This is a genomic window from Kitasatospora sp. NPDC058046 (genome assembly GCF_042885595.1).
Taxonomy (GTDB): Bacteria; Actinomycetota; Actinomycetes; order Streptomycetales; family Streptomycetaceae; genus Kitasatospora.
The window spans coordinates 196,204-215,223 of sequence record NZ_JBHVRS010000002.1; the positions used below are offsets into that span (position 1 = coordinate 196,204).

Below are 19,020 nucleotides of genomic sequence, written 5' to 3' on the forward strand. Positions count from 1 at the left end.
CCCCCAAGCGGCGCCCCGGCCCGGCCGGCTCCCCTCACTCCACCCGAACCCTCACAGGAGGCCCAGTGCCCGCCCACAGCCCCACCAGCCCCGCCCAGTGGACCGCCTACAACCTGCCCTCCGGCCGCGCGATCAGCGCCGCCGCCGACGAGGCGATCAAGGCGAGCAGGGCGGCGGCGGACCGCCTCGGCCGCGTGATGGTCGTCGTGACCGCCGCGGCGGTGCGCGACGTGCTGACCGGCTGCGACCACGCCGCCGGCTTCGACGCCGCGCACGCCGAGCTCGCCGCCAACCCGGACGGCGCGCTGCGCGCCACCGGCCGCTACTGGACGGCCGCCGGCGAGGAGCGCACCTTCGCCGACGCCGTTGGCGCCGAGGAGGCCGGGGTCGGCCTGTTCGACATGAGCGAGTGGACGGCCTACCTGGACGACAGCACGGCGGACGCCTGGCGGCCCCTGGTGGCCGACCTGCCCGACCGGGACGGCCGCCCGGCGTACCGCCTGGACCTGGCCCGCGCGGCGACCCTGCCGCTCGACTGACCGACCCGACCACCCACCGGCCGGCGGCCGGGGCGCGAGCCCCACCCGCCGGCCGGACCCATGACCGGAGGAGAGAACGATGATCGAGACCCTGGTGTGCTGCAACGACCGCGACCGGTACCCGGCGATGGTGGACCCCGCCGACCAGTGCGACGGCTACGTGAAGCCCTGGTTCGACCTGGAGACCGTGCGCGAGATCGCGGCCGTAAGCCAGGCGGAGGCCGCGAGGTACGGGCACGGCTCGGTGGACACGGTGCACGTGCTGGACGGCGAGGTCGACGGCACCGCGCACGCGGTGGTGCTGGTCGTCGCCTGGATGTGGATGGGCGGCGAGCCCGCCGAGCGGGCCGCCGAGATCCTGTGGCCGAACGCGGACGGCCGGTACGCGGTCGGCGGCCACGCCTGGTGCTGGTACGCGACGGACGGCCTGTTCCCGCTGATCCCCTTCGAGCCGGATGTGCTCTGACCTGCGAACCCCTGCCGACCTTTTGTGAAATCCATTTGGCCAAATGGGTTAGCAAAGGTCATTACGGAAATGATCTTGGTAGCACCACAATCCACCACATACCCCACCAAAGGAGATGTCAGATGCGACTGGTCACCACCCGATTCCTCCTGGACGACGGGCTGGCCGTCGACGCCGAGACCGACCTCGACACCGACCGCTGGCGCGCCCCCGCCTTCTCCCTGGCCGGCGCCCGCGCCCTGGCCGCCGCCACGCAGGCCCTCGCCGAGCGGATCGGCCACGAGTGCATGCAGACCGTCCACGTCCTCGGCGACGACGACGACACCGACCCCCGCGACCACGACTTCGACCAGGACGAGGACGCGCCCGCCCTGAAGGCGATCGTCCTGGTCATCACCTGGGACCACATGGCGGACGGCCCGAAGGCCGCGACCCGCATCGTCACCCCCGACCCCACCGGCCGGTACTGGATCGGCGGGGACTGGCCCTGGGAGGTCGCCACCTGGCAGTGCGCCTGCGGCCTGCGGGACGAGTGGCACAACACCACCTGCGACAACTGCGGCCGCACCCGCGACGACCAGGCCAGGCCCGCCGGCGCCAGCGCCTGACCCAAGCTCACCTCCGCCGACCGGGCGGGGCGGGAATCCCGCCCGGCCGGCCACCCACCACAGACCCCAGCAAGGAGCGCACGATGAGCGTGACCAACCGCATCTGGACCCGGGTGACCCTCGACGGCCCCGACTACCGGGCCAAGGTCGACCCGACGAACCGCTGGAACGGCTGGCTGAGCCCCTACTTCACCCTGGACACCGTCCGCGAGCTGGCCAAGTGGTTCGACCAGCAGGCCGAGGAGTACGGCCTGGACGCGGTCGACACGATCCACGTCATCGACGGCGGCACCACCGAGGACGGCAGCCCGCGCGTGGTCGTCGCCAAGGTCAGCTGGATGTACATCGGCGACGAGGGCCCCGAGGAGTGCACGGAGATCATCGAGCCGACCTCGGAGGGCCTGTACGGCATCGGCGGCTGGGAGTGGTGCTGGTACGAGAAGTCCTGGTGGTGCGTCGACTGCGACGGTGGCACCGACTGGCACGAGACCCACTGCGACGAGTGCGGCCAGCACCGCCGGGACTGCGAGATGCCCGCCGATGACAAGGCCCAGCAGTACCAGGCCAAGCAGGCCGCCGAGCAGGCCGCCAAGGAAGCCCTGGAGGAAGCCGCCAGGAAGGCCGTCGAGCAGGCCGCCGCGACCGCCCCGATCCGCACCCGGGTCTGCATCGACACCGACGTGGTGACCGCCGAGGCCGTCGTCGACCCGGGCTACCGGCGCAACGGCTACGTCCACCCGCGCTTCACCCTGGACGCCTCCCGCAAGCTCTCGGCGGACCTGGCCGCGCTCAACGAGCAGTACGGCGCGGGCACCTTCGACACCGTCCACGTCCTCGACGAGGGGGACCAGGCGGTCGTGATGGTCGTCGGCTGGCAACACCTCGACCCGGCCCGCCCCGAGCGCTTCGTGGAGATCGTCGCCCGCGACGAGGACGGCCTCTACGCCATCGGCGGCGGCGGATGGACCTGGTGCATCGAGACCCGCGAGTGCCCCTGCGGGGCGTTCCCCGAGCACCACGAGACCGAGTGCCCGAAGTGCGGCGCCCCGCGCCCCGACGGCAAGCGCACGCACTGCTCGAAGGGTCACCACCTGGACACGGCGAACACCTACGAACACAAGGGGCGCCGGACCTGCCGCGCGTGCAGGCGCGAGCGCGACCGCGTCCGCCGCGCTGCCAAGCGGCCCGCCACCAGCGCGGCCTGACCGGCCATCAGTCATCGGCCGGCGGCCACCCTGCCCGCCGGCCCCCTCAGCGAAAGGCACAGCGATGACGAACAGCACCCAGCGGAACGCGGGCGGCTTCCCCGCCGGGACCATGGTCCTCGTCCGGCACGGCATGGCCCGCATCGAAGACTTGTTGATTGGACACGAGGTGTTCACCCACCGGGGCCGGTGGCAGCCGATCAGCCGCGTGATCGTCAAGGGCGCTGACACCGTGCGGGTCCAGTGCGGAGGGCTCGCCACCGGCCTGGTGACTACCGCCGATCAGCTGCTCCGAGTGCGGACCGGGTCGCTCCTCCTCGCGAACCCCGGTGGCGACGGAATGTCGGCCGCCTCGTGGGTGAAGGCCGGGGAGTTGACCGACCGGCACCACGTGGGCGCTCCGATTGACCTCGGGAGCGAGTTGCAGTTCCCTGCCCTGCCCGCTGCCCTTGTCGGCGCCGACCCGGTGGACGTGCTCCGTACGGCCGGGACGATGATCGGGCTCAGGGGCGCCGCGGCGGACGCTGTCTGCCCCGAACTGGTCGGCTGGATGCACGGGCACTTCGGCCCGTACGGAGCCGGGCGCCGCTTTCCGGCCTGGATCCTGACGGCCCCAAGGGAGCAGCGAGCGGCGTTCCTCGGCGGCTTGGTCGCTGACCTCGACGGCCGGCGCAGCTGCTCGGTGTGCATGTTCTCGAAGCCGTTCATGTTTGGGCTGCGGATGCTGGTCTGCTCCCTCGGGTACGCCGGGGGGCTGTCCGAGAGCGGGCGGTCCGGGCGCCGCAAGTGGTCCCTCAGCTGGCAGACCGAGGGCGGCCGACGGTTCGACCGCGACGGTCTCCGCTGGCACCGTGCCTTGCGCGTCGATCGCGGCCCGCGAGAGGCCCTGTTCGACCTGGCCGTGATCGAGGACGGCTCATACGTCGCGGACGGCGCGATGGTGCGCGCCAGCGAAGCCTGACCGAGCGCCTGGAGGCGGGCGGCGGGCACAATGCCCGCCGCCCGTTCGCCTGCGAGCCCCGAATCTTGCGCTAATCTATTTGGCCAAATGGATTAGTCCAAGTCCATTTGGGAATGATGAAGGTAGATCAACTCCACACCACCCCACCAGGCGAGCAGAGGCGGGAATCTCCGCACGCCTGGCCACCAGCGAGAGGCGAACCGATGGCTGCATTCAAGACCGCATGGGCGGACGAGCTGACCGTCATGGACTGGTTCTGCGGCGCGGGAGGGTCCTCCCAGGGCGCCCACGCGGTCCCCGGTCTGCGGGTGTCCCGCGCGGCGAACCACTGGAAGCAGGCCATCGACAGCCACGAGGCGAACTTCCCGGGCGTCGCCCACTACCGGGGCGACATCCGCAAGGCCCCGGTCTGGGCCTGGCCGGTGACGGACATCTTCTGGGCGAGCCCCGAGTGCACGAACTGGTCGATGGCCAAGGGCCAGAAGCGCGAGTTCGACAAGGCGATGCAGGGCGACCTCCTGAGCCTGTACGCGGAGCAGGAGGCAGAGAAGTTCGGCACCGACGAGGACGGGAAGCCGGTCGGCCCCACCAAGGAGGAAGAGGCCTCCCGCGCACTCATGGAGGAGGTGCCGCTCTACCTGCGCGGCGTGATCGAGCGCGGCGGCCTGGTCAAGGCCGGCGTCGTCGAGAACGTCACCGACGTCCGGCAGTGGGCCGAGTGGGACCGATGGCTGAACGAGATCCGCAAGCTCGGCTACTACGTGAAGGTCATCGCGCTGAACTCGATGCACGCCGACCCGCGCAGCGTCCACCGGGCCCCGCAGAGCCGCGACCGGCTGTACGTCGCCTACTGGCACAAGAGCCTCGGCCGTCACCCCGACTGGGACAAGTGGCTCCGGCCGAAGGCGTGGTGCAAGAACTGCGCGGAGTGGGTCGACTCGATGCAGGTGTTCACCATGCCGGGCAAGGACATGGGCCGGTACCGCGCGAGCTACACCTACCGGTGCCCGAAGACCTTGTGTGGCCAGGTCGTCGAGCCCGACGTCCTCTCCGCCGCCGCGGCGATCGACTGGTCCATCGCCGGGACGCCGATCGGCGACCGCCCCAAGACCGAGGAGTGCCCCGAGGGCCTGGCGGTCAACACGATGGCGCGCATCCGCTCCGGGATCAAGCGCTACTGGCCGGCGCCCGGCGGCCAGGCCGACGTCGGACAGGGTGCGCTGTTCGGCGAAGTCCTCGCCGGTGGCCAGGCAGCCCCGCTGCTCGTCCCGGCTGGCGGAACCTGGCGGACCGGCGCGGCGAGCGTCCTCGACCCGATGTCGACCCGCACCACCCGGGAGTCCGACGGTCTGGTGATCCCCCCGATCCTGATCCCCTGCGAGGGCCGCGATGGGAAGAAGGCGATGAGCCTGGACAACCCGCTGCGAACCCAGACGACCCGGCTGGAGACGGCCCTCGCCTACGCGGCGCCGTTCGTGATCCCGATGCGGGGCGGCGGCGACCTGGAGAAGGCCCGCCACATCACCGAGCCCCTGCACACCGTGTCCGCCGGCGGCAACCACCACGGTCTGATCACCACCCCGGGTGACGGCCTGCTCGTCCCGTACTACGGCAACGGCCGGGCCAAGCCGGTCAGCGAGCCGATGGGCACCCAGCCGACCCGCGACCGGTGGGCGTTCATCACCCCGGGCGGCGAGTACGACGTCTCGAAGGTCCTGTTCAGGATGCTCCAGCCCCACGAGATCGGCCGCGCGATGAGCTTCGCGGACGACTACGTGGTGCTCGGCTCGAAGAAGAACCGGGTGAAGCAGTACGGGAACGCGGTCACCCCGAACGCGGCGGAGGTCCTGCTCTGCGCCCTGGTCGAGTGCGTCACCGGCGAGGAGATCGACCGGTACGCCCCGGGCCAGGAGCGCCCCTGGCTCGGCCTGGCGGCCTGACCGTCGAGTGCGCGGCCGACGGGCGCAAAAGCGAGGGAATCCGTCGGCCGCGCCGGTCGCGTCCGCCCCACCAGGTACTACGACCCCGGCAGACGCGACCCCCACAGCCTCCCACACGACCGTCCCAGAGAGGGATCAAGATGCGCAGCACCTCCACCATCGCCCGGGCCGCCCAGGTCGTTATCGCCGCGATCAACACGGTTTTCGAAGACGACACGCGGATCACCCTCGCGGTCATCCCCGCCCGCGGCGGCCTCGCCCAGGCCGTCGGCGAGCTCGGCCCCGAGTGGGAGGTCGGCTTCGACCGCCTGGAGCTCGGCCGGCTTCTCGACACGATCGCCACCGCCCTGGACGACGACGCGCCCGCCATCGTGGCCGTGACCGTCCCCGACGTCACCGACGACGGCGCGTACGGCCTGTGGGCCTGGCACCTGGCGGACGGCACCGCGCTGACCCGCGACGAGGCCGACATGCTGCTCGGCGAGGGCGACCAGTACACGGGCGGCGAGTACCCGCACCCGCTGCGCCCCGACGCGGTCACCGACCTGATCACGACCTCGGTCGACGAGACGGCCCGGGACATGCTGACCGCCTGCCTGGCGACCGCAGCCTGACCAACCGACAGCCGGGCCGGGGCCACACCGGGGCGGTCGCCTGCTGGGAAGGCTGAATCGGGCAAGCGGAAATGAAAAGGGCCGGGAGCGTGCTCCCGGCCCTTTCGCGCGCCCGAGCTCGGAAGGAGCGCAGGCAGGGCGGAAAACTCTCCAAAATTAACTTGGGCAAATTGGTATGCCAAAGTCACTCTAGGGAATGTATGAAGTATCGAACCTTAATAAATCAACAGTGGAAATCAGGCACTTCTCAAGGGGATTACCCCCCATTTATCACGGTAATTCAGGCCCCTCTTAAAGGGGAAACCGGAAAGGCGTAGACCATGAGCATCCAGACCGCCACCCAGAACCCGGCCGGCCTCTTCACCAACCTCACCGAGGCCGAGATCGCAGAGTTCACCACCTGGCTCCGGGCCATCGGCACCGGCCAGCCCAGCACCTTCCAGAACCTCTCCGAGGTCGAGGCCGTCGAATTCATCGTCCGACTCCAGGCTGCCGCGACCGACCAGCCCCGGGAGCACGAGAACAGCGACCTCTGCCAGACCCTCTCTGCTGTAATGAGGAACGCCGCCCGGCTCTACGGCACCGCCCCCTTCGTCCACCAGCACTGCATCTGCTTCGGCTGATCCAATGGAAAGCCCTCCGGGCCGGTACCTCCGGCCCGGAGGGCTTTCCCTATGCCGGCGCCCACCCGCCGTGCAGACGATCGTCGCCGCCCAGTTCACCGGCCACTACGACGACGACTGGCAGGCCGCCTACCGGGAAGTCGCCGCCGCCTGGCGCGCCGGAGGCGTCCAGCGCGTCTAAGTCGTCCACCTGGGACCGCCTTCCCCAACCTCGTGGATCTCCTGACGGGACGCCACAGGACGGGCCCAGGGCCTCCCTGGGGCACTGCTTGTGGCCATTCGCCCCGATGTGCCATGCTTCGCGCCGGTCAGCTGCGCACCGCCGGGGCGTAGCCGGCCGCACGCGCCGGTAGTGCAGTGTCAGCACGCCCGCCTACCAGGTTGGGAGGCCCAGGTTCGAGTCCTGGCCGGCGCTCACCGCGAAGCCCTCGGGGACGGTCCCTCGGGGGCTTCGCCCGTCTTCCGACCCCAACACCCTGTTCGCCCGGTGTGTCATCATTCCTGGCCGCGCCGACCGGTGCAGGTCAGCGGCCGGTCAGCGCACCCGATACCCACTAGGCGCGCACCAGCCGGAGGCCGGCATGTTCCGTGGCTCGATCCCCGCTCCGCTCAGGTCGATCATCTACGAGCACGCCGGGACGTGGCCGGGCGAGGACATCTACGTCGGCTGCTCCGGCAACTTCACGATCGAGCGGGTCCTGCACACCCGCTTCGGCGACGCCCGCCGCGTCCACGGCAACGACATCCAGGCGTACTCCTGCTCGCTCGGCTGGTTCCTCGCCGGGCAACCGCTGGACTTCACGCTGCGCCCCGAGTACGAAGACGAGCTGGGCTGGCTCCACCCGTACCTCGAGGACCGCACAGACCTGATGGCGACGCTGATGCTAGGCACCCGGTTCCTCCAGTTCGTCGGCAAGGAAGGCGCCTACTACCGGCGGATGATGGCCGCGACCCAGGACCAGTGGCCGCGCATGCACGAGAAGACCGCCACCAAGCTCAAGGGCTTGCAGACCAAACTCGGCGGGTTCTTCGCCGGCGACGTCCGCGACTACCTCGACCAGGAGGTGCCGCCCGAGGCCCCGGTGGTGATGTTCCCGCCGTTCTACTCGGGCGACTACCAGGCGCAGTTCGCGCCGATCGACGCCGCGTTCGCCTGGCCGGAGCCGACGTTCGGCGACCTCACCGAGGACGGCAAGGAACGGATCATCGAGCAGGTGCAGGACCGGCCGAACTGGGTCCTCGGCCTGCACATCGAGCGCCCCGAGCTCCGCGACCGGCTCGCCGGCGTCGTCCAGACCGCGAACCGCGGCATGCCGATCTACGTGTACGCCGCCTCGGGGCCGCGCCGGATCGTCCGGCCCCGGCAGCCCATCGAGACGATCCGCATGCCGAAGATCGGCGAGAACGACGAGCTCGGCGACCGGATGAGCCTGCACATCCTGACCGGCGGCCAGTTCGCCGCCGTCCGGTCGCAGTTCATGTCCAAGTCGATCAAGCCCGGGAGTCCGCTCCTCGCGGTCGGCGTCGCCGTCGACGGCAAGCTCATCGGCGCGTTCGCGTACCTCCCGCCGAAGTTCGACCCGGACTGCGCGTACCTGATGTCGGACTTCCCGGTGTCGTGGACCAAGTACCGGCGCCTCGCCAAGCTGATCGTGATGGCCGCCTCCACCCGGGAGGCGCAGCTCCTCATCCAGCGCTGCCTGTCGAAGCGGATCAGCTCGTGGTCGACGACGGCGTTCACCGACCGGCCCAACAGCGCGAAGTACGGCCGCGGCATCCCCGGCGTGAAGCTCCAGAAGCGCACCCAGGCCACCGCGAAGGACCCCGGCGACGGCATCCACGCCTACCAGCTGCAATACGGCGGCCCGCTCGGCAACTACGACCTCGCCGGCGCCCTCGACCTGTGGAAGCGCAAGCACGGAAAGGACCTCCTGCGATGACCAGCAGCCCGCTCAAGGCCCGACTTGTCCGCCGAGACCCGCGGCTCCTCACCCCGCTCACGGTGAACGCCCGCTACATGGCCAAGGAGGAGTGGGACCGACTCGTCGCCAACGTCAAGGCCGACGGCTGCCTCACCAGCGTCCCGCTGATCTACGGGGCCGGCGAGTACGCCGAAGGCCACGAGCTGATCCTCTCCGGGAACCACCGCACCGGCGCCGCGATCGAAGCAGGCATCGACGAGATCGACTGCATGCTGATCGACGACCCGCAGGAGAAAGACCAGCTGATCGCCCGGCAGCTCTCGCACAACAGCATCGCGGGCAAGGACGACCCCGCGACGCTCAAGCAGCTCTACGACTCGATCGAAGACGTCGACTGGCGGGCCTACTCCGGCCTGGACGACGAAGCGCTCCAGCTCCTCGCCGAGGTGAGCCCCGAGGGCCTGTCCGAAGCGAATCTCGACTTCGCCACCGTGAGCCTGGTGTTCCTGCCTGCCGAGCTCGAAGTGGCCCGCGAAGCCTTCGAGCAGGTGAAGCTCGGCCAGACCGTCTCGTGGCTCGCGGCCCGGGCCGACTACGAGCAGACCCTCGACACGCTCGCCTCCGCGCACGCCGCCCACAAGGTCGGCAACGTCGCGACGGTCATCCACGCGCTGCTCGCCATCGTGGAGAACCACCTCACCGACTTGCAGGCCGGCTACCAGAGCCCGGCATGGGAAGCGCTGCACAACGGGCAGGTCGGCATGGAGACCGTCATCGGCGCCCGACACCTCCCCGCCCCGGCAGCCGCCACGCTGAACAAGGCCATCGCCGCGGCAGAGGGACGCGGCGAGATCCCGCAAGGCAAGGGCTACCTGCTGCTGGAGCGCCTGGCCGGCGAGTACCTGTCCGGCAGCAACTGGGAGCCCAGCACGGTGCCCGCCCCGCCTGACGCCCCCCAGAACGACGCCCCCGCTCCGCAGGGTGACGCCTAGCCATGACCACGAACCCGCCGATCGCACTGAACCCCTCCCTGGACCCCTGGGAGCGGCAGCCCGGAGAGTCAGCCCGCAAACACGGGCAATTCGTCACGTACCGGGACCTCGGCCGGGCCCGCACCCTTGTGAGAGCTGCGGAGACCCTGACACTCGCGCCCGGGCACGTGAGGAACGTCGCGGCGGAGTTCCGCTGGCGGGAGCGCGTCGAGGCGTACGACCGGCACCTGGACCGGCTGTACGAAGCGACGTGGCTGGAGGAGCGCCGCAAGGCCGCCGAGGCGGACTCGAAGATCCTGGGCGCAGCGATCGGCAAGCTGGCGCAGCGCCTGGGCACCCTGCGGGCCGATGACCTGACCCCCGGCGACTTCATCCGGCTCATGGACGTGGCCATGCGGCACCGGCGGGTGCTGTTCGGCGACCCGACCGAGACGATCGCCATCACCGGGCAGGGCGGGAACCCGCTCGCCGCGCAGATTGCCGCGTTCGCCCAGCTCCCCGAGGAGCAGCGCCGCAAGCAGCTCGCCGACCTCGCCGAGTCGGTGAACCGGCGGCTCCGGGCGGTCGACGGCACCGACGATGAAGACCAGGTCCCGGCCGGCGGCGGCCAGGCCGACGAGGAGGACGACGAGGAGACGTACCCGGCCGGGCCGGACGGCGAGGACGACGAGGACCAGGGCGCCGAGTGAGGGCACGGGACGCCGCCGACGGGCTGGAGCACCTGGACGACGCCACGGTGCTCCAGCGGCTGGAGGCCGCGAAGAGGGCGATGAGCCGGGACCTGCTGCGCGACCCGGTCACCCTGGCGCGGGGCCTCGACCCGACGTTCCGCCTGCGCCCGCACCTGCGGCTGATCGGCGACGCGCTGGCCGGCGTCACCAGCGGCGACTACGACCGGCTGATGATCTTCACGCCGCCGCAGGTGGGCAAGTCGACGTCGGTCGGCGAGTGGTTCCCGTTCTGGTGGCTGTGCCTGTACCCGGCGGATGCGGTCGTGGTGACGTCGTACGGCGACGACCTGGCGCTCAAGCGCGGCAAGACGATCCGGTCGTACGTCGAGGAGTACGGCGACGAGTACGACCTGCGGATGAAGGCCGGGTCCGGGGCGATGCAGGACTGGTCGGTGACCCTCGGCGGCGGCGTCCGGTCCGTGTCGGTTGGCATGGGCCTCACCGGCCACAGCGCGAACCTGCTGATCATCGACGACCCGCACAAGGACCGCGCGGACGCGGAGAGCGAGGCGTCCCGCATCGCCCTGCACGACTGGTACTCGTCCACCGCCCTCAAGCGGCTCCAGCCGGACCGCAACGCGGTAGTCGGGATCCAGACCCGCTGGCACCCGGACGACTGGGCCGGGCGCCGCCTGACCGAGGAAGGCCGGATCGAGGACGGTGGCCGGTGGAAGGTCATCCACCTGCCGGCCATCGCGAACCCGAGCAAGTTCGGGCCGGACCCGCTCGGCCGCCGCGACGGCGACCCGCTTCCGCACCCGAAGATCCGCACCCGGGACCGGCGGGCGCTGCTGGCCTGGTGGGCGGACATGAAGCGCACGTCGATCGTCCGCGACTGGCACTCGCTGGCGCAGGGCGACCCGCAGCCGGCCGAAGGCGCGCTGGTGTCGGAGGCGCTGCTGCGCCTGATCCGGGACACCGGCGACGGCGTGACGCCGCAGAAGATCGCGGTAGCGGTCGACCCGTCCGGCGGCGGCCGGGACACTGCGGGTGTCGTCGGCGGCTTCCTCGGCGACGACAAGCGGGTGTGGATCACGCGCGACGTCTCGGCGGCGATGTCCTCGGCGGAGTGGTCCACCGCGGCGTGCCGGCTCGCGTACGAGACGGACGCGGCCGTGATCTACGTGGAGTGGAACTTCGGCCGGGACATGGCCGTGCTGGCGCTCAGCAACTCGTGGGAGGCGTTGCAGCGTGAGGGCGTGATCCCGGCCGATGTGCTGATGCCCGCGATCATGCCGATCCGCGCGAAGCAGGGGAAGCTGCTCAGGGCGGAGCCGGTGGCGCAGCTGATGGTGCAGGACCGGGTGCGGCTGCGCGGGGTGCTCACCGACATGGAGCGGGAGTGGTCGACGTGGATGCCGACCGACCCGGACTCGCCGGGCCGCATCGACGCCTCGACGATCCTCGTCTACGGCCTGATCCCGGAGGCCAACAAGGGCGCCATCGTGCACGCGCCGCTGCCGACCGCCCCGCAGCAGGGGACCGGCGCGGCGCAGCAGAGCGCGGCGGCCGGCCTGTACGGGCGGCGGATCCGCCGGTGACGGGCGGCCGGGGCGCACCCCCGCCCCGGCCCGCGCCTCGCTGCGCCCCCCTGTGCCCGGTCTAACTCCGGGGTGGCGCCCCGCTTACTGGAGGAGACTGCCCGCATGACCGAACACGACAAGGCCACCGACCCGACGTGCGCGTACTTCGGGCCCATCCCCGGGCCGGTGACGAAGACCGGGCCGGACGGCAAGACGTACCGCCGCCGCTGGGCCCTCACCGGCAGCAGGCCGACCGTCGCCGGGAACGCGCAGTTCGAGTCGGCGTACGTCCTCGACGACGGCACGGCGGACGGCGAGGTCGTCCACGAGTGGCAGGAGGCGGAGGGCCTGCTCCCGGCCTGCCTGTCCGTCACCGGCTGGACGTACTGGTCCTGCCACCGGGCGTACGAGCGGCTGTGGAAGGAGCGGCAGGAGGCCGCCGCGGCGTCCCGGTGACGGCGCTATCGGCGGCCCGCCCGGCTCTGGAGCGTCTTGGCCAGCAGGGCGGCGCCGGGGTCGAACCCGCCCTGCCCGTGCTGGCAGTCGGGGTCCTGGCAGGCGTGGTCGCCTGCGGCGGGGGCGTGGAGCAGCGTGGTGCCGTGCTCTGGGCAGACGCAGGTGTCGTCGCAGCGGTGCGGGTGGTGGGCAGCCATGGGCGGCAGCGTAGCGGCCGGCTGACCGGGGACGGCGGCCACCGAGTGCGGATCAATCTCGGCGCTTCCCATGGGCACTGGCGTCAAGCCGACCGCCGTCCCCGGGGGCGGGAAGCATAGCGGCCGGCCTCACGCGGCTGTACTCGTTGCGCCCGGTCGGTCACACTGCGGATGTGAAGCTGCCCCGGGTGAAGTGCCCAAGTTGCCCCAAGGACGTCGCGGTTGGGCCGGTCGCCGGACGGCCGTCGAAGGGCCGGCTGTGGCGGCACGACGCCCCGGACGAGCGCCGGGTGGGCGGCGTGCTGGTGTCCTGCAAGGAGTCGCTGGAGATCATCGACACGCCGGGCCCCGGGGCGCAGCTGGAGATCCCCGGCGTCGAGCCCGAGCCGGACGATCCGACGTCCCTGTTCTGACGTCCGATCACGCCCGAATTGCAGCGTGATCGTTCGTTTCTGACGGGATTTCGCCGATTGCCCTACGATGCCCCCTCGTTTTCGGAGGCACCACCCGAGGGGCAACCTTGATCGCAGCCGCAGAACTCGCCGTGCTGGCTCTCGCGACGTACCGCGGTACCCAGCTTGTCGTCCACGACACCATCCTGGATCCGGCGCGCGACCGGGTCCTCGCCTGGCACGAGAACCGGCCCGAGTCCAGCGCCCGGGAGCTGCTGGTCACCCTGATCTCCTGCGTGTACTGCACCGGCTGGTGGGTCGCCGGCGCCGTGCTCGCCGTCTACCTCCTCGTCACCGGCCAGTGGGCGCACGCCCCGGTCCTGGTCCACGGCGTCGAGTGGCTGGCCGTCGCCGGGGGCGGTGTGCTCGCCAACCGGTGGGACGACTCCCGGAACGCCGGATGAGCGCCGCCGTACGCGTGGCACCCGCTTCCGGCCGCTCGCTGACCGCCGCCGCCGCCCGCTACACCAACCGCAAGGTCCGCTCGGCCGGGCCCGACCAGTCGTGGCAGCTCGCAGCGTGGCGGCACTACCGCACCGTCCCCGAAGTGCGGTTCCTCGGGAACTGGACGGGAAACGCCATGTCGGGCGGCACCCTGTTCGCGGGCCGCCGTGCGGACGACGGCTCGATCGAGCCCCTGCCGCCGGACCACCCGGCCACCGCGATCGTCGCGCAGATCGCCGGAGGCCCGGACGGGCAGGCCCAGCTCCTCGGCGCGTTCGGTCCGCACCTGACCGTCGCGGGCGAAGGCTGGATCATCGTCCTGCCGGTCGACGAGAGCCAGGACGCCACCGAGGCGTGGCGGGTCCTGTCCGTGAAGGAGGTTCGGCAGCAGTCCGGCGGGCTAGTGGCGATCATCGACGGCGAGCCGGTCACGATTCCGCCCGCCGTGCCGGACGCCCCGCTCGACGACTCGGCACCGGTCGCGATCCGCGTGTGGGAGCCGAGCCCCGACCAGTACATGGAGGCGGACTCGGCGGTCCGCTCCAGCCTCGACCAGCTGGAGGAACTGGCGCTGCTCAGCGCCGCCGTGAAGGCCATCAGCCGCTCGCGGATCACCGGCCGCGGCATCCTGCTGGTGCCGAAGGGCGCAAGGTTCCCCACCGGCCCCGGCCAGGCCGGCGAGGACGACCTGATCGAGGTCCTGATGACGGTCGCCGAGACCGCGATCAAGGACCCGGAGTCCGCCGCCGCCACCGTCCCGATCGTGCTGGAAGTTCCCGCCGACGTCGTCTCCGAGATCAAGCTCCTTCGGATGGAGTCCGACTTCGACGAGTTCGCGCTCAAGCTGCGCGGAGAGGCGATCCGCCGGTTCGCCATCGGCAGCGAGATTCCCGCCGAGATCTTGTTGGGCATGGGCGACGTCAACCACTGGGGCGCCTGGGCGCTCACCTCGGAGGCGATCCGTCTCGGGATCGAGCCGAAGCTCAAGACCGTCAGCCGCGCCCTCACCACGCAGTGGCTGCGCCCGCTCCTCGAAGCCGAGGGCGTCGAGGACGCCGGCCGCTGCCTGGTCTGGTACGACTCCAGCCCGCTGAGGGTGCGCACCAACCGCTCGGAGACGGCGCTCAAGCTGTACGAACTCGGCGCGATCTCGGCCCGCGCGCTGCGCCGCGAGACCGGCTTCGACGAGTCCGATGCTCCCGACGCGGCCGAGGTCGCCGCCCGCGCGGCCCAGCACCAGCCCACCGCCCCGGTGTCCGGGCCGCTGCCGGTCGACGAGACCACCGCCGAGCCGGCGACCCTTCCGGCCTCCGCCGCCCCGGCCCCGGCAGACGCGGCCGGGCTCCTCGCCGCCGCCGACGGCCTGATCTGGGCCGCCCTCTCGGCCGCCGGGGAGAAGCTGCGCCGCACCCCCGCCTGCCCGCGCTCCGAACGCGGCCGGGCCCGCGAGATCGAGCCCGCTGCCCTGCACACGCTGCTCACTGTCAGCGCCGAGCAGATCGACCAGTGGCGCCTCCTCCACGGCGCGTGGACGCGCGTCCCTGAGGTCGCCGCCCGCTACGGGCTGGACGCGGACTGCATGACCGCCAGCCTCGACAGCTACTGCCGCGAGCTGGTCGCCGCCGGGATCGTCCACTCCTACGACATCGTCCCGGCCGCGCTCGCGTCCTGCACTGGGCGGGGGATCGCGGCATGAGGCCGGGCGAGCAGCACATGGAGCAGGACCCCGCCGTCGAGGCTGGCGTCTCCCTGACCGCCGGAGCCGTGACCACCGCCCTGTGGTGCCCGACCTGCAAGGCGTTCACCGTGCTGGACGGCGAGATCTGGCTGCTCGCCCGGGGTGGCCTGGTGAAGGTCGGCGGCTGGCGGTGGTGCGAGGTCTGCGACGACCCTGCGGAACCACCCATCGAGAGGCGGACCGGCCGTGGCCAGTGACCATGTCCTCGACCAGGCCGAGCAGCAGGTCGCCGAGGCCGTCGCCCAGGCCCTCGCCGACGTCGCCGACGAGTTCGCCGCCGAGCTACTCACCGCGACGGAGATCGTGGCCGCCCGCTTCTCGGTGTCCCGGATCGCCCGGATGTGGCGCAGCCGGGTGACCCGCATCGTCCGCAGCCTCCTCGGCGTAGCCGAGACCGCCGCTGCGGATGCCGCCGACTCGGTCGGTGCCGAGCTGCCGCCCGGCTGGGACGACCTCCCCGGCCGCCACGACGACGGCCGGCCTCTGCCCCGCACCCTCGGCGATTACGTCACCGTGACGGAGTACCTGCTGAACGCGGTCGGCGAGCGCCTGGCCGCCGCCGCCGCGCGGGACCTCGCCGCCGGAGTCGACGCCGGGGAAGACGTCGACCAGCTCCGCGCGCGTCTGCGCGCCACGTTCGCCCGTGAAGGTGCGCAGCTCGGCGACGGCCGCGAAGAGCGGATCGCCCGCACCGAGGCGACGCGCGCCTGGAACACCGCGGTGGAAGCTGCCGGCCGGGACCTGACAGGTCCGGACCGGCCCCTCGTGAAGCAGTGGGTCGCCCGGCGCGACGGCCGCGCGAGGGCGGCCCACAAGGAAGCGGACGGCCAGATCCAGCTCCTCGGTGAGCCGTTCACCGTCGGCGGCTTCCACCTGGCCCGCCCCGGCGACCCGACGGCGCCGCCTGGGCTCACCGTGAACTGCCGGTGCCGCATCGCCTTGGCCCCTGACCCGGCCCGGCACCGCGCCTCGGCCTTCGATCCTCAGGTGACCCCACGGGTGGCATTTTCAGAACGAAGGGAAACCGACGTGGAACCCAGCGTGACGGCTGCCGCCGACGGTAGCCACCTGCAAGGGGCGGTGATCGCCCTGATGCCCAGCGCGGCCGACGCCGAGCGCATCGCGCTGCCCGGCGGCGAAGTCTCCGACGAGCTGCACCTGACCCTGGTGTTCCTCGGCAAAGGCGCCGACTGGGATGCCGGCCAGCGCGCCGAGCTGGTCGACAACGTCCGCTCGGCCGCCGCCGACCTCCTCAACGGGCCGATCGTCGGCGCGGCGTTCGGCGTGAACCACTGGAACCCGTACGGCGCCACCCCGTCGTGGGTGTGGGCCGTCGGCGACGACCGCGAACGCCCCGACGGCGCCCCGGTACTGGCGGACGCCCACGACGCCGCGGTCCTCGCCCTGGAAGGCACCCACGACCGGCCGGCCGTCCCCGTGCAGCACTCGCCATGGGTGCCGCACGTCTGCGCGGCGTACAGCGACGAAGGGTGGCCGCTCCAGGAGATGGCCGACCGGCTCGGCCCCATCACGTTCACCCGGCTGCGCGTGGCGTTCGCCGGCGAGCACACCGACATCCCGCTCGGCCCCCCTGAGGAGGACGCCCCCATGAGCGACACCCACGACACCACGGCCGCCGGCGTCGAGACCCGCAGCTGGTCCACGCCCGGCGACACCGGCCTGGCCTTCGAGAACGAACAGACCGGCGACGGCCGCGTGTTCGCGAAGAACAGCCTGTACTGGTCGGACGGCCCGTGGCCGCTCCAGTACGCCGACGAGATGCTGATGGGCCACGAAGGCGCCGAACTGATCGGCTCCATCCAGGAGATGACCCGCGGCGGCGACCGGATCGGCGGCATCGGCGTCCTCTACCCCAGCCGCGACGCCGGCGCCGACGCGGTGATGCTGCTGGAGGAAGGCGCCCCGCTCGGCGTGAGCGTCGACCTGGACGACGTCGCGGTGGAGTTCGTCGATCGCACGTACAACCCGGCCGACCAGCAGCTCGCCGAGGACGACAGCTGGTACTCGCTCGCGGCGTCGTTCGCCGCGATGAGCCTGCTGCACCTCGAAGACGGCTCATGGATGGTGACCGCCCGTACCGCCCCGGAGTGGACGGCTTCCGGCACGGTCCTGGCCCGGGCGCAGCAGACCGTGCAGCTCATCACCGGCCCGGACGGCCGGGTCACCGCCGATGCCGCCCGCTCGCTGATCGACCGGGCCGGGAAGCTCACCGCGGCGGCCGGCGACCCGGACAGCACCGACGGCCTGGTCATCCACTCCGAGACGTCCGGGGACTTCCTGATGCGCATCACCCGGGCCCGGGTGCGCGGCGCGACCCTCGTCGCGATGCCCGCCTACAACCGCGCCAGGATCGTTCTGGACCCGATGGAGGAGCCGAGGGCCTCCGCCGCCCCGGTGGAAGAGCAGACCGCCTCCGCTGACGGAACCCACGACCAGGTCGTGGCGTACGTCCGCTCCTCCCCGGTGCCGCTCGGCGCCCGCGAGGTCGCGAAGACCCTCGGCCTGCTGATGGTCACCGCGCAGCGCCACCTGTCCCGGGCAGCCGAGACCGGTCGGCTGGTTCGCCTCGCGCGCGGCCTCTACGTTGGCCCTACCAACCACCCGGAGGGCCCGGATGCCACCGCGTCCGGCGAGCCGGAGGACGAGCTGGTCGCCTCGATGTGGACCACGATGCGCTCCGCCCCGCCGATGCCCGCCGCCTGGTTCAAGGAACCGACGGGGGCGGAGTTGCCGCCCGGCTCTGGCGGCGTGCACTACGCGGACGGCCGGATCTACGGCTGGGTCGCGCAGGCCGGCGAGCCCCACGCGGGCATCCCCGGCAAGAAGGTGACGATCGAGTCGCTTGGCGAGATCGACCTGACGCACTTCCTGCGGGCGAAGTTCGCGGTGGACGACGGCAGCACGGTGCGGGCCGGGGCGATGACGATGAACGTCGGCCATCACCGGGACGGCGCCGAGTGTGAGACCGCGGCGTGCCAGTGGGACGACACCCGCACGGTGGCCGGGATCGTCACGGTCGGCATGAACAGCCGGGGCATGTGGTTCTCCGGCGCCGCTGCGCCGCACCTGTCCGACTGGGACCGCAGCGTGTTCCAGGCGTGCCAGCCGTCGTACCACCTCCGGCAGGCGCAGCGCGGCGGTAAGTGGCAGCTCCGTGCCGTCCTGTCGGTGCCGGTCCCGGGGCACTCCTCGCCGCTGGTGGCGTCGGTGATCGAGCGGTCGAACATGGCCCTCGCGGCGTCGGCCGCCTTCGCGCAAACCCTGTCCGGACAGCGCCCGGACATCCCGGCGGACGTGTCCAAGGTCGTGTCCGCGATCGCCGAGGATGTGGGCCTCGACCTGAGCCGTGGCCTGGACGGACACCGTCCGGACACCACGTCCGGACGGGCCCCGGACACGCTGTCCGGGCAGGTCTCCGAGGTCATCGCCTCGCTGCTCACCGACGGCGCGTTCCTCGACCGGATCGCCGACGCCATCGACCAGCGAGCCCAAGCCCGAACCGAGGTTGAGGAGCTGTCCGCAGCGATCACCCCGGCCCGCCGCGAAACCGACGCCGGCCTCGCCGGCACCACCACGAAGGGACTCTGA

19 protein-coding genes and 1 tRNA gene are annotated in these 19,020 nt (G+C 71.8%); 19 read left to right on the forward strand and 1 reads right to left on the reverse strand.

Features of this window, described 5'->3' with window-relative positions; all coding sequences use genetic code 11:
- Nucleotides 1-65 precede the first annotated feature (65 nt).
- From ACFVU7_RS05040 to ACFVU7_RS05105, 14 genes are all read left to right on the forward strand, one after another.
- A complete protein-coding gene (locus tag ACFVU7_RS05040) occupies nt 66-539 on the forward strand; it encodes a hypothetical protein (protein ID WP_388044377.1) in 474 nt (157 codons plus the stop codon).
- Between the two features lie 79 nt (nt 540-618).
- Entirely contained in the window at nt 619-1,005 is a 387-nt protein-coding gene (locus tag ACFVU7_RS05045) for a hypothetical protein (protein WP_388044378.1), read from the forward strand.
- A gap of 122 nt (nt 1,006-1,127) precedes the next feature.
- Complete coding sequence (locus ACFVU7_RS05050; RefSeq protein ID WP_388044379.1) at nt 1,128-1,613, forward strand: hypothetical protein; 486 nt, start codon at nt 1,128-1,130, stop codon at nt 1,611-1,613.
- An 83-nt stretch (nt 1,614-1,696) separates the two neighbouring features.
- On the forward strand, nt 1,697-2,818 hold the full coding sequence (locus tag ACFVU7_RS05055) for a hypothetical protein (protein ID WP_388044381.1): 1,122 nt from the start codon (nt 1,697-1,699) through the stop codon (nt 2,816-2,818).
- Between the two features lie 133 nt (nt 2,819-2,951).
- Nucleotides 2,952-3,779 carry a hypothetical protein gene (locus ACFVU7_RS05060; protein WP_388044382.1) on the forward strand — a complete coding sequence of 276 codons (828 nt, stop codon included), beginning with the start codon at nt 2,952-2,954 and terminating at the stop codon, nt 3,777-3,779.
- 203 nt (nt 3,780-3,982) lie between these two features.
- Nucleotides 3,983-5,719 (forward strand): DNA cytosine methyltransferase, encoded by a 1,737-nt coding sequence (locus tag ACFVU7_RS05065; RefSeq protein ID WP_388044383.1) that lies wholly within the window; start codon nt 3,983-3,985, stop codon nt 5,717-5,719.
- A 140-nt stretch (nt 5,720-5,859) separates the two neighbouring features.
- On the forward strand, nt 5,860-6,333 hold the full coding sequence (locus ACFVU7_RS05070; RefSeq protein ID WP_388044384.1) for a hypothetical protein: 474 nt from the start codon (nt 5,860-5,862) through the stop codon (nt 6,331-6,333).
- Between the two features lie 320 nt (nt 6,334-6,653).
- Nucleotides 6,654-6,956, forward strand: coding sequence for a hypothetical protein (locus ACFVU7_RS05075; RefSeq protein WP_388044385.1), 303 nt, complete (start codon nt 6,654-6,656; stop codon nt 6,954-6,956).
- A gap of 343 nt (nt 6,957-7,299) precedes the next feature.
- Nucleotides 7,300-7,371, forward strand: a tRNA-Gly gene (locus ACFVU7_RS05080).
- Nucleotides 7,372-7,537: 166 nt separating this feature from the next.
- Nucleotides 7,538-8,896 (forward strand): hypothetical protein, encoded by a 1,359-nt coding sequence (locus tag ACFVU7_RS05085; RefSeq protein WP_388044386.1) that lies wholly within the window; start codon nt 7,538-7,540, stop codon nt 8,894-8,896.
- Complete coding sequence (locus tag ACFVU7_RS05090) at nt 8,893-9,870, forward strand: ParB N-terminal domain-containing protein (RefSeq protein ID WP_388044388.1); 978 nt, start codon at nt 8,893-8,895, stop codon at nt 9,868-9,870. Before ACFVU7_RS05085 ends, ACFVU7_RS05090 begins: the two co-directional genes overlap by 4 nt.
- A 2-nt stretch (nt 9,871-9,872) precedes the next feature.
- Nucleotides 9,873-10,559, forward strand: coding sequence for a hypothetical protein (locus ACFVU7_RS05095; protein WP_388044390.1), 687 nt, complete (start codon nt 9,873-9,875; stop codon nt 10,557-10,559).
- Entirely contained in the window at nt 10,556-12,142 is a 1,587-nt protein-coding gene (locus ACFVU7_RS05100) for a hypothetical protein (RefSeq protein ID WP_388044391.1), read from the forward strand. Before ACFVU7_RS05095 ends, ACFVU7_RS05100 begins: the two co-directional genes overlap by 4 nt.
- 105 nt (nt 12,143-12,247) lie before the next feature.
- Nucleotides 12,248-12,580, forward strand: a complete 333-nt coding sequence (locus ACFVU7_RS05105) for a hypothetical protein (RefSeq protein WP_388044392.1) — start codon at nt 12,248-12,250, stop codon at nt 12,578-12,580.
- Nucleotides 12,581-12,585: 5 nt separating this feature from the next.
- On the opposite strand, the gene ACFVU7_RS05110 is transcribed toward ACFVU7_RS05105, so the two are convergent.
- Complete coding sequence (locus ACFVU7_RS05110; protein WP_388044393.1) at nt 12,586-12,777, reverse strand: hypothetical protein; 192 nt, start codon at nt 12,775-12,777, stop codon at nt 12,586-12,588.
- A gap of 173 nt (nt 12,778-12,950) precedes the next feature.
- Between ACFVU7_RS05110 and ACFVU7_RS05115 the strand changes: the two genes are divergently transcribed.
- From ACFVU7_RS05115 to ACFVU7_RS05135, 5 genes are all read left to right on the forward strand, one after another.
- On the forward strand, nt 12,951-13,190 hold the full coding sequence (locus ACFVU7_RS05115; protein WP_388044394.1) for a hypothetical protein: 240 nt from the start codon (nt 12,951-12,953) through the stop codon (nt 13,188-13,190).
- 107 nt (nt 13,191-13,297) lie between these two features.
- Complete coding sequence (locus tag ACFVU7_RS05120; protein WP_388044395.1) at nt 13,298-13,633, forward strand: DUF1360 domain-containing protein; 336 nt, start codon at nt 13,298-13,300, stop codon at nt 13,631-13,633.
- Nucleotides 13,630-15,369, forward strand: coding sequence for a hypothetical protein (locus tag ACFVU7_RS05125; protein WP_388044396.1), 1,740 nt, complete (start codon nt 13,630-13,632; stop codon nt 15,367-15,369). The genes ACFVU7_RS05120 and ACFVU7_RS05125 overlap by 4 nt, the downstream gene beginning before the upstream one ends.
- A complete protein-coding gene (locus ACFVU7_RS05130; protein ID WP_388044397.1) occupies nt 15,366-15,608 on the forward strand; it encodes a hypothetical protein in 243 nt (80 codons plus the stop codon). The genes ACFVU7_RS05125 and ACFVU7_RS05130 overlap by 4 nt, the downstream gene beginning before the upstream one ends.
- Nucleotides 15,598-19,020: a phage minor head protein gene (locus ACFVU7_RS05135; protein WP_388044398.1), complete on the forward strand. Its 3,423-nt coding sequence runs from the start codon at nt 15,598-15,600 to the stop codon at nt 19,018-19,020. Before ACFVU7_RS05130 ends, ACFVU7_RS05135 begins: the two co-directional genes overlap by 11 nt.

Excerpts from the sequence above, each read along its gene's own strand:
- ACFVU7_RS05110 (WP_388044393.1), bottom strand. The coding sequence starts at position 12,777 with ATGGCTGCCCACCACCCGCACCGCTGCGACGACACCTGCGTCTGCCCA.
- ACFVU7_RS05105 (WP_388044392.1), top strand. The coding sequence starts at position 12,248 with ATGACCGAACACGACAAGGCCACCGACCCGACGTGCGCGTACTTCGGG.
- ACFVU7_RS05065 (WP_388044383.1), top strand. The coding sequence starts at position 3,983 with ATGGCTGCATTCAAGACCGCATGGGCGGACGAGCTGACCGTCATGGAC.
- ACFVU7_RS05090 (WP_388044388.1), top strand. The coding sequence starts at position 8,893 with ATGACCAGCAGCCCGCTCAAGGCCCGACTTGTCCGCCGAGACCCGCGG.
- ACFVU7_RS05055 (WP_388044381.1), top strand. The coding sequence starts at position 1,697 with ATGAGCGTGACCAACCGCATCTGGACCCGGGTGACCCTCGACGGCCCC.
- ACFVU7_RS05085 (WP_388044386.1), top strand. The coding sequence starts at position 7,538 with ATGTTCCGTGGCTCGATCCCCGCTCCGCTCAGGTCGATCATCTACGAG.
- ACFVU7_RS05130 (WP_388044397.1), top strand. The coding sequence starts at position 15,366 with ATGAGGCCGGGCGAGCAGCACATGGAGCAGGACCCCGCCGTCGAGGCT.
- ACFVU7_RS05070 (WP_388044384.1), top strand. The coding sequence starts at position 5,860 with ATGCGCAGCACCTCCACCATCGCCCGGGCCGCCCAGGTCGTTATCGCC.
- ACFVU7_RS05050 (WP_388044379.1), top strand. The coding sequence starts at position 1,128 with ATGCGACTGGTCACCACCCGATTCCTCCTGGACGACGGGCTGGCCGTC.
- ACFVU7_RS05095 (WP_388044390.1), top strand. The coding sequence starts at position 9,873 with ATGACCACGAACCCGCCGATCGCACTGAACCCCTCCCTGGACCCCTGG.
- ACFVU7_RS05125 (WP_388044396.1), top strand. The coding sequence starts at position 13,630 with ATGAGCGCCGCCGTACGCGTGGCACCCGCTTCCGGCCGCTCGCTGACC.
- ACFVU7_RS05045 (WP_388044378.1), top strand. The coding sequence starts at position 619 with ATGATCGAGACCCTGGTGTGCTGCAACGACCGCGACCGGTACCCGGCG.
- ACFVU7_RS05060 (WP_388044382.1), top strand. The coding sequence starts at position 2,952 with ATGGCCCGCATCGAAGACTTGTTGATTGGACACGAGGTGTTCACCCAC.
- ACFVU7_RS05075 (WP_388044385.1), top strand. The coding sequence starts at position 6,654 with ATGAGCATCCAGACCGCCACCCAGAACCCGGCCGGCCTCTTCACCAAC.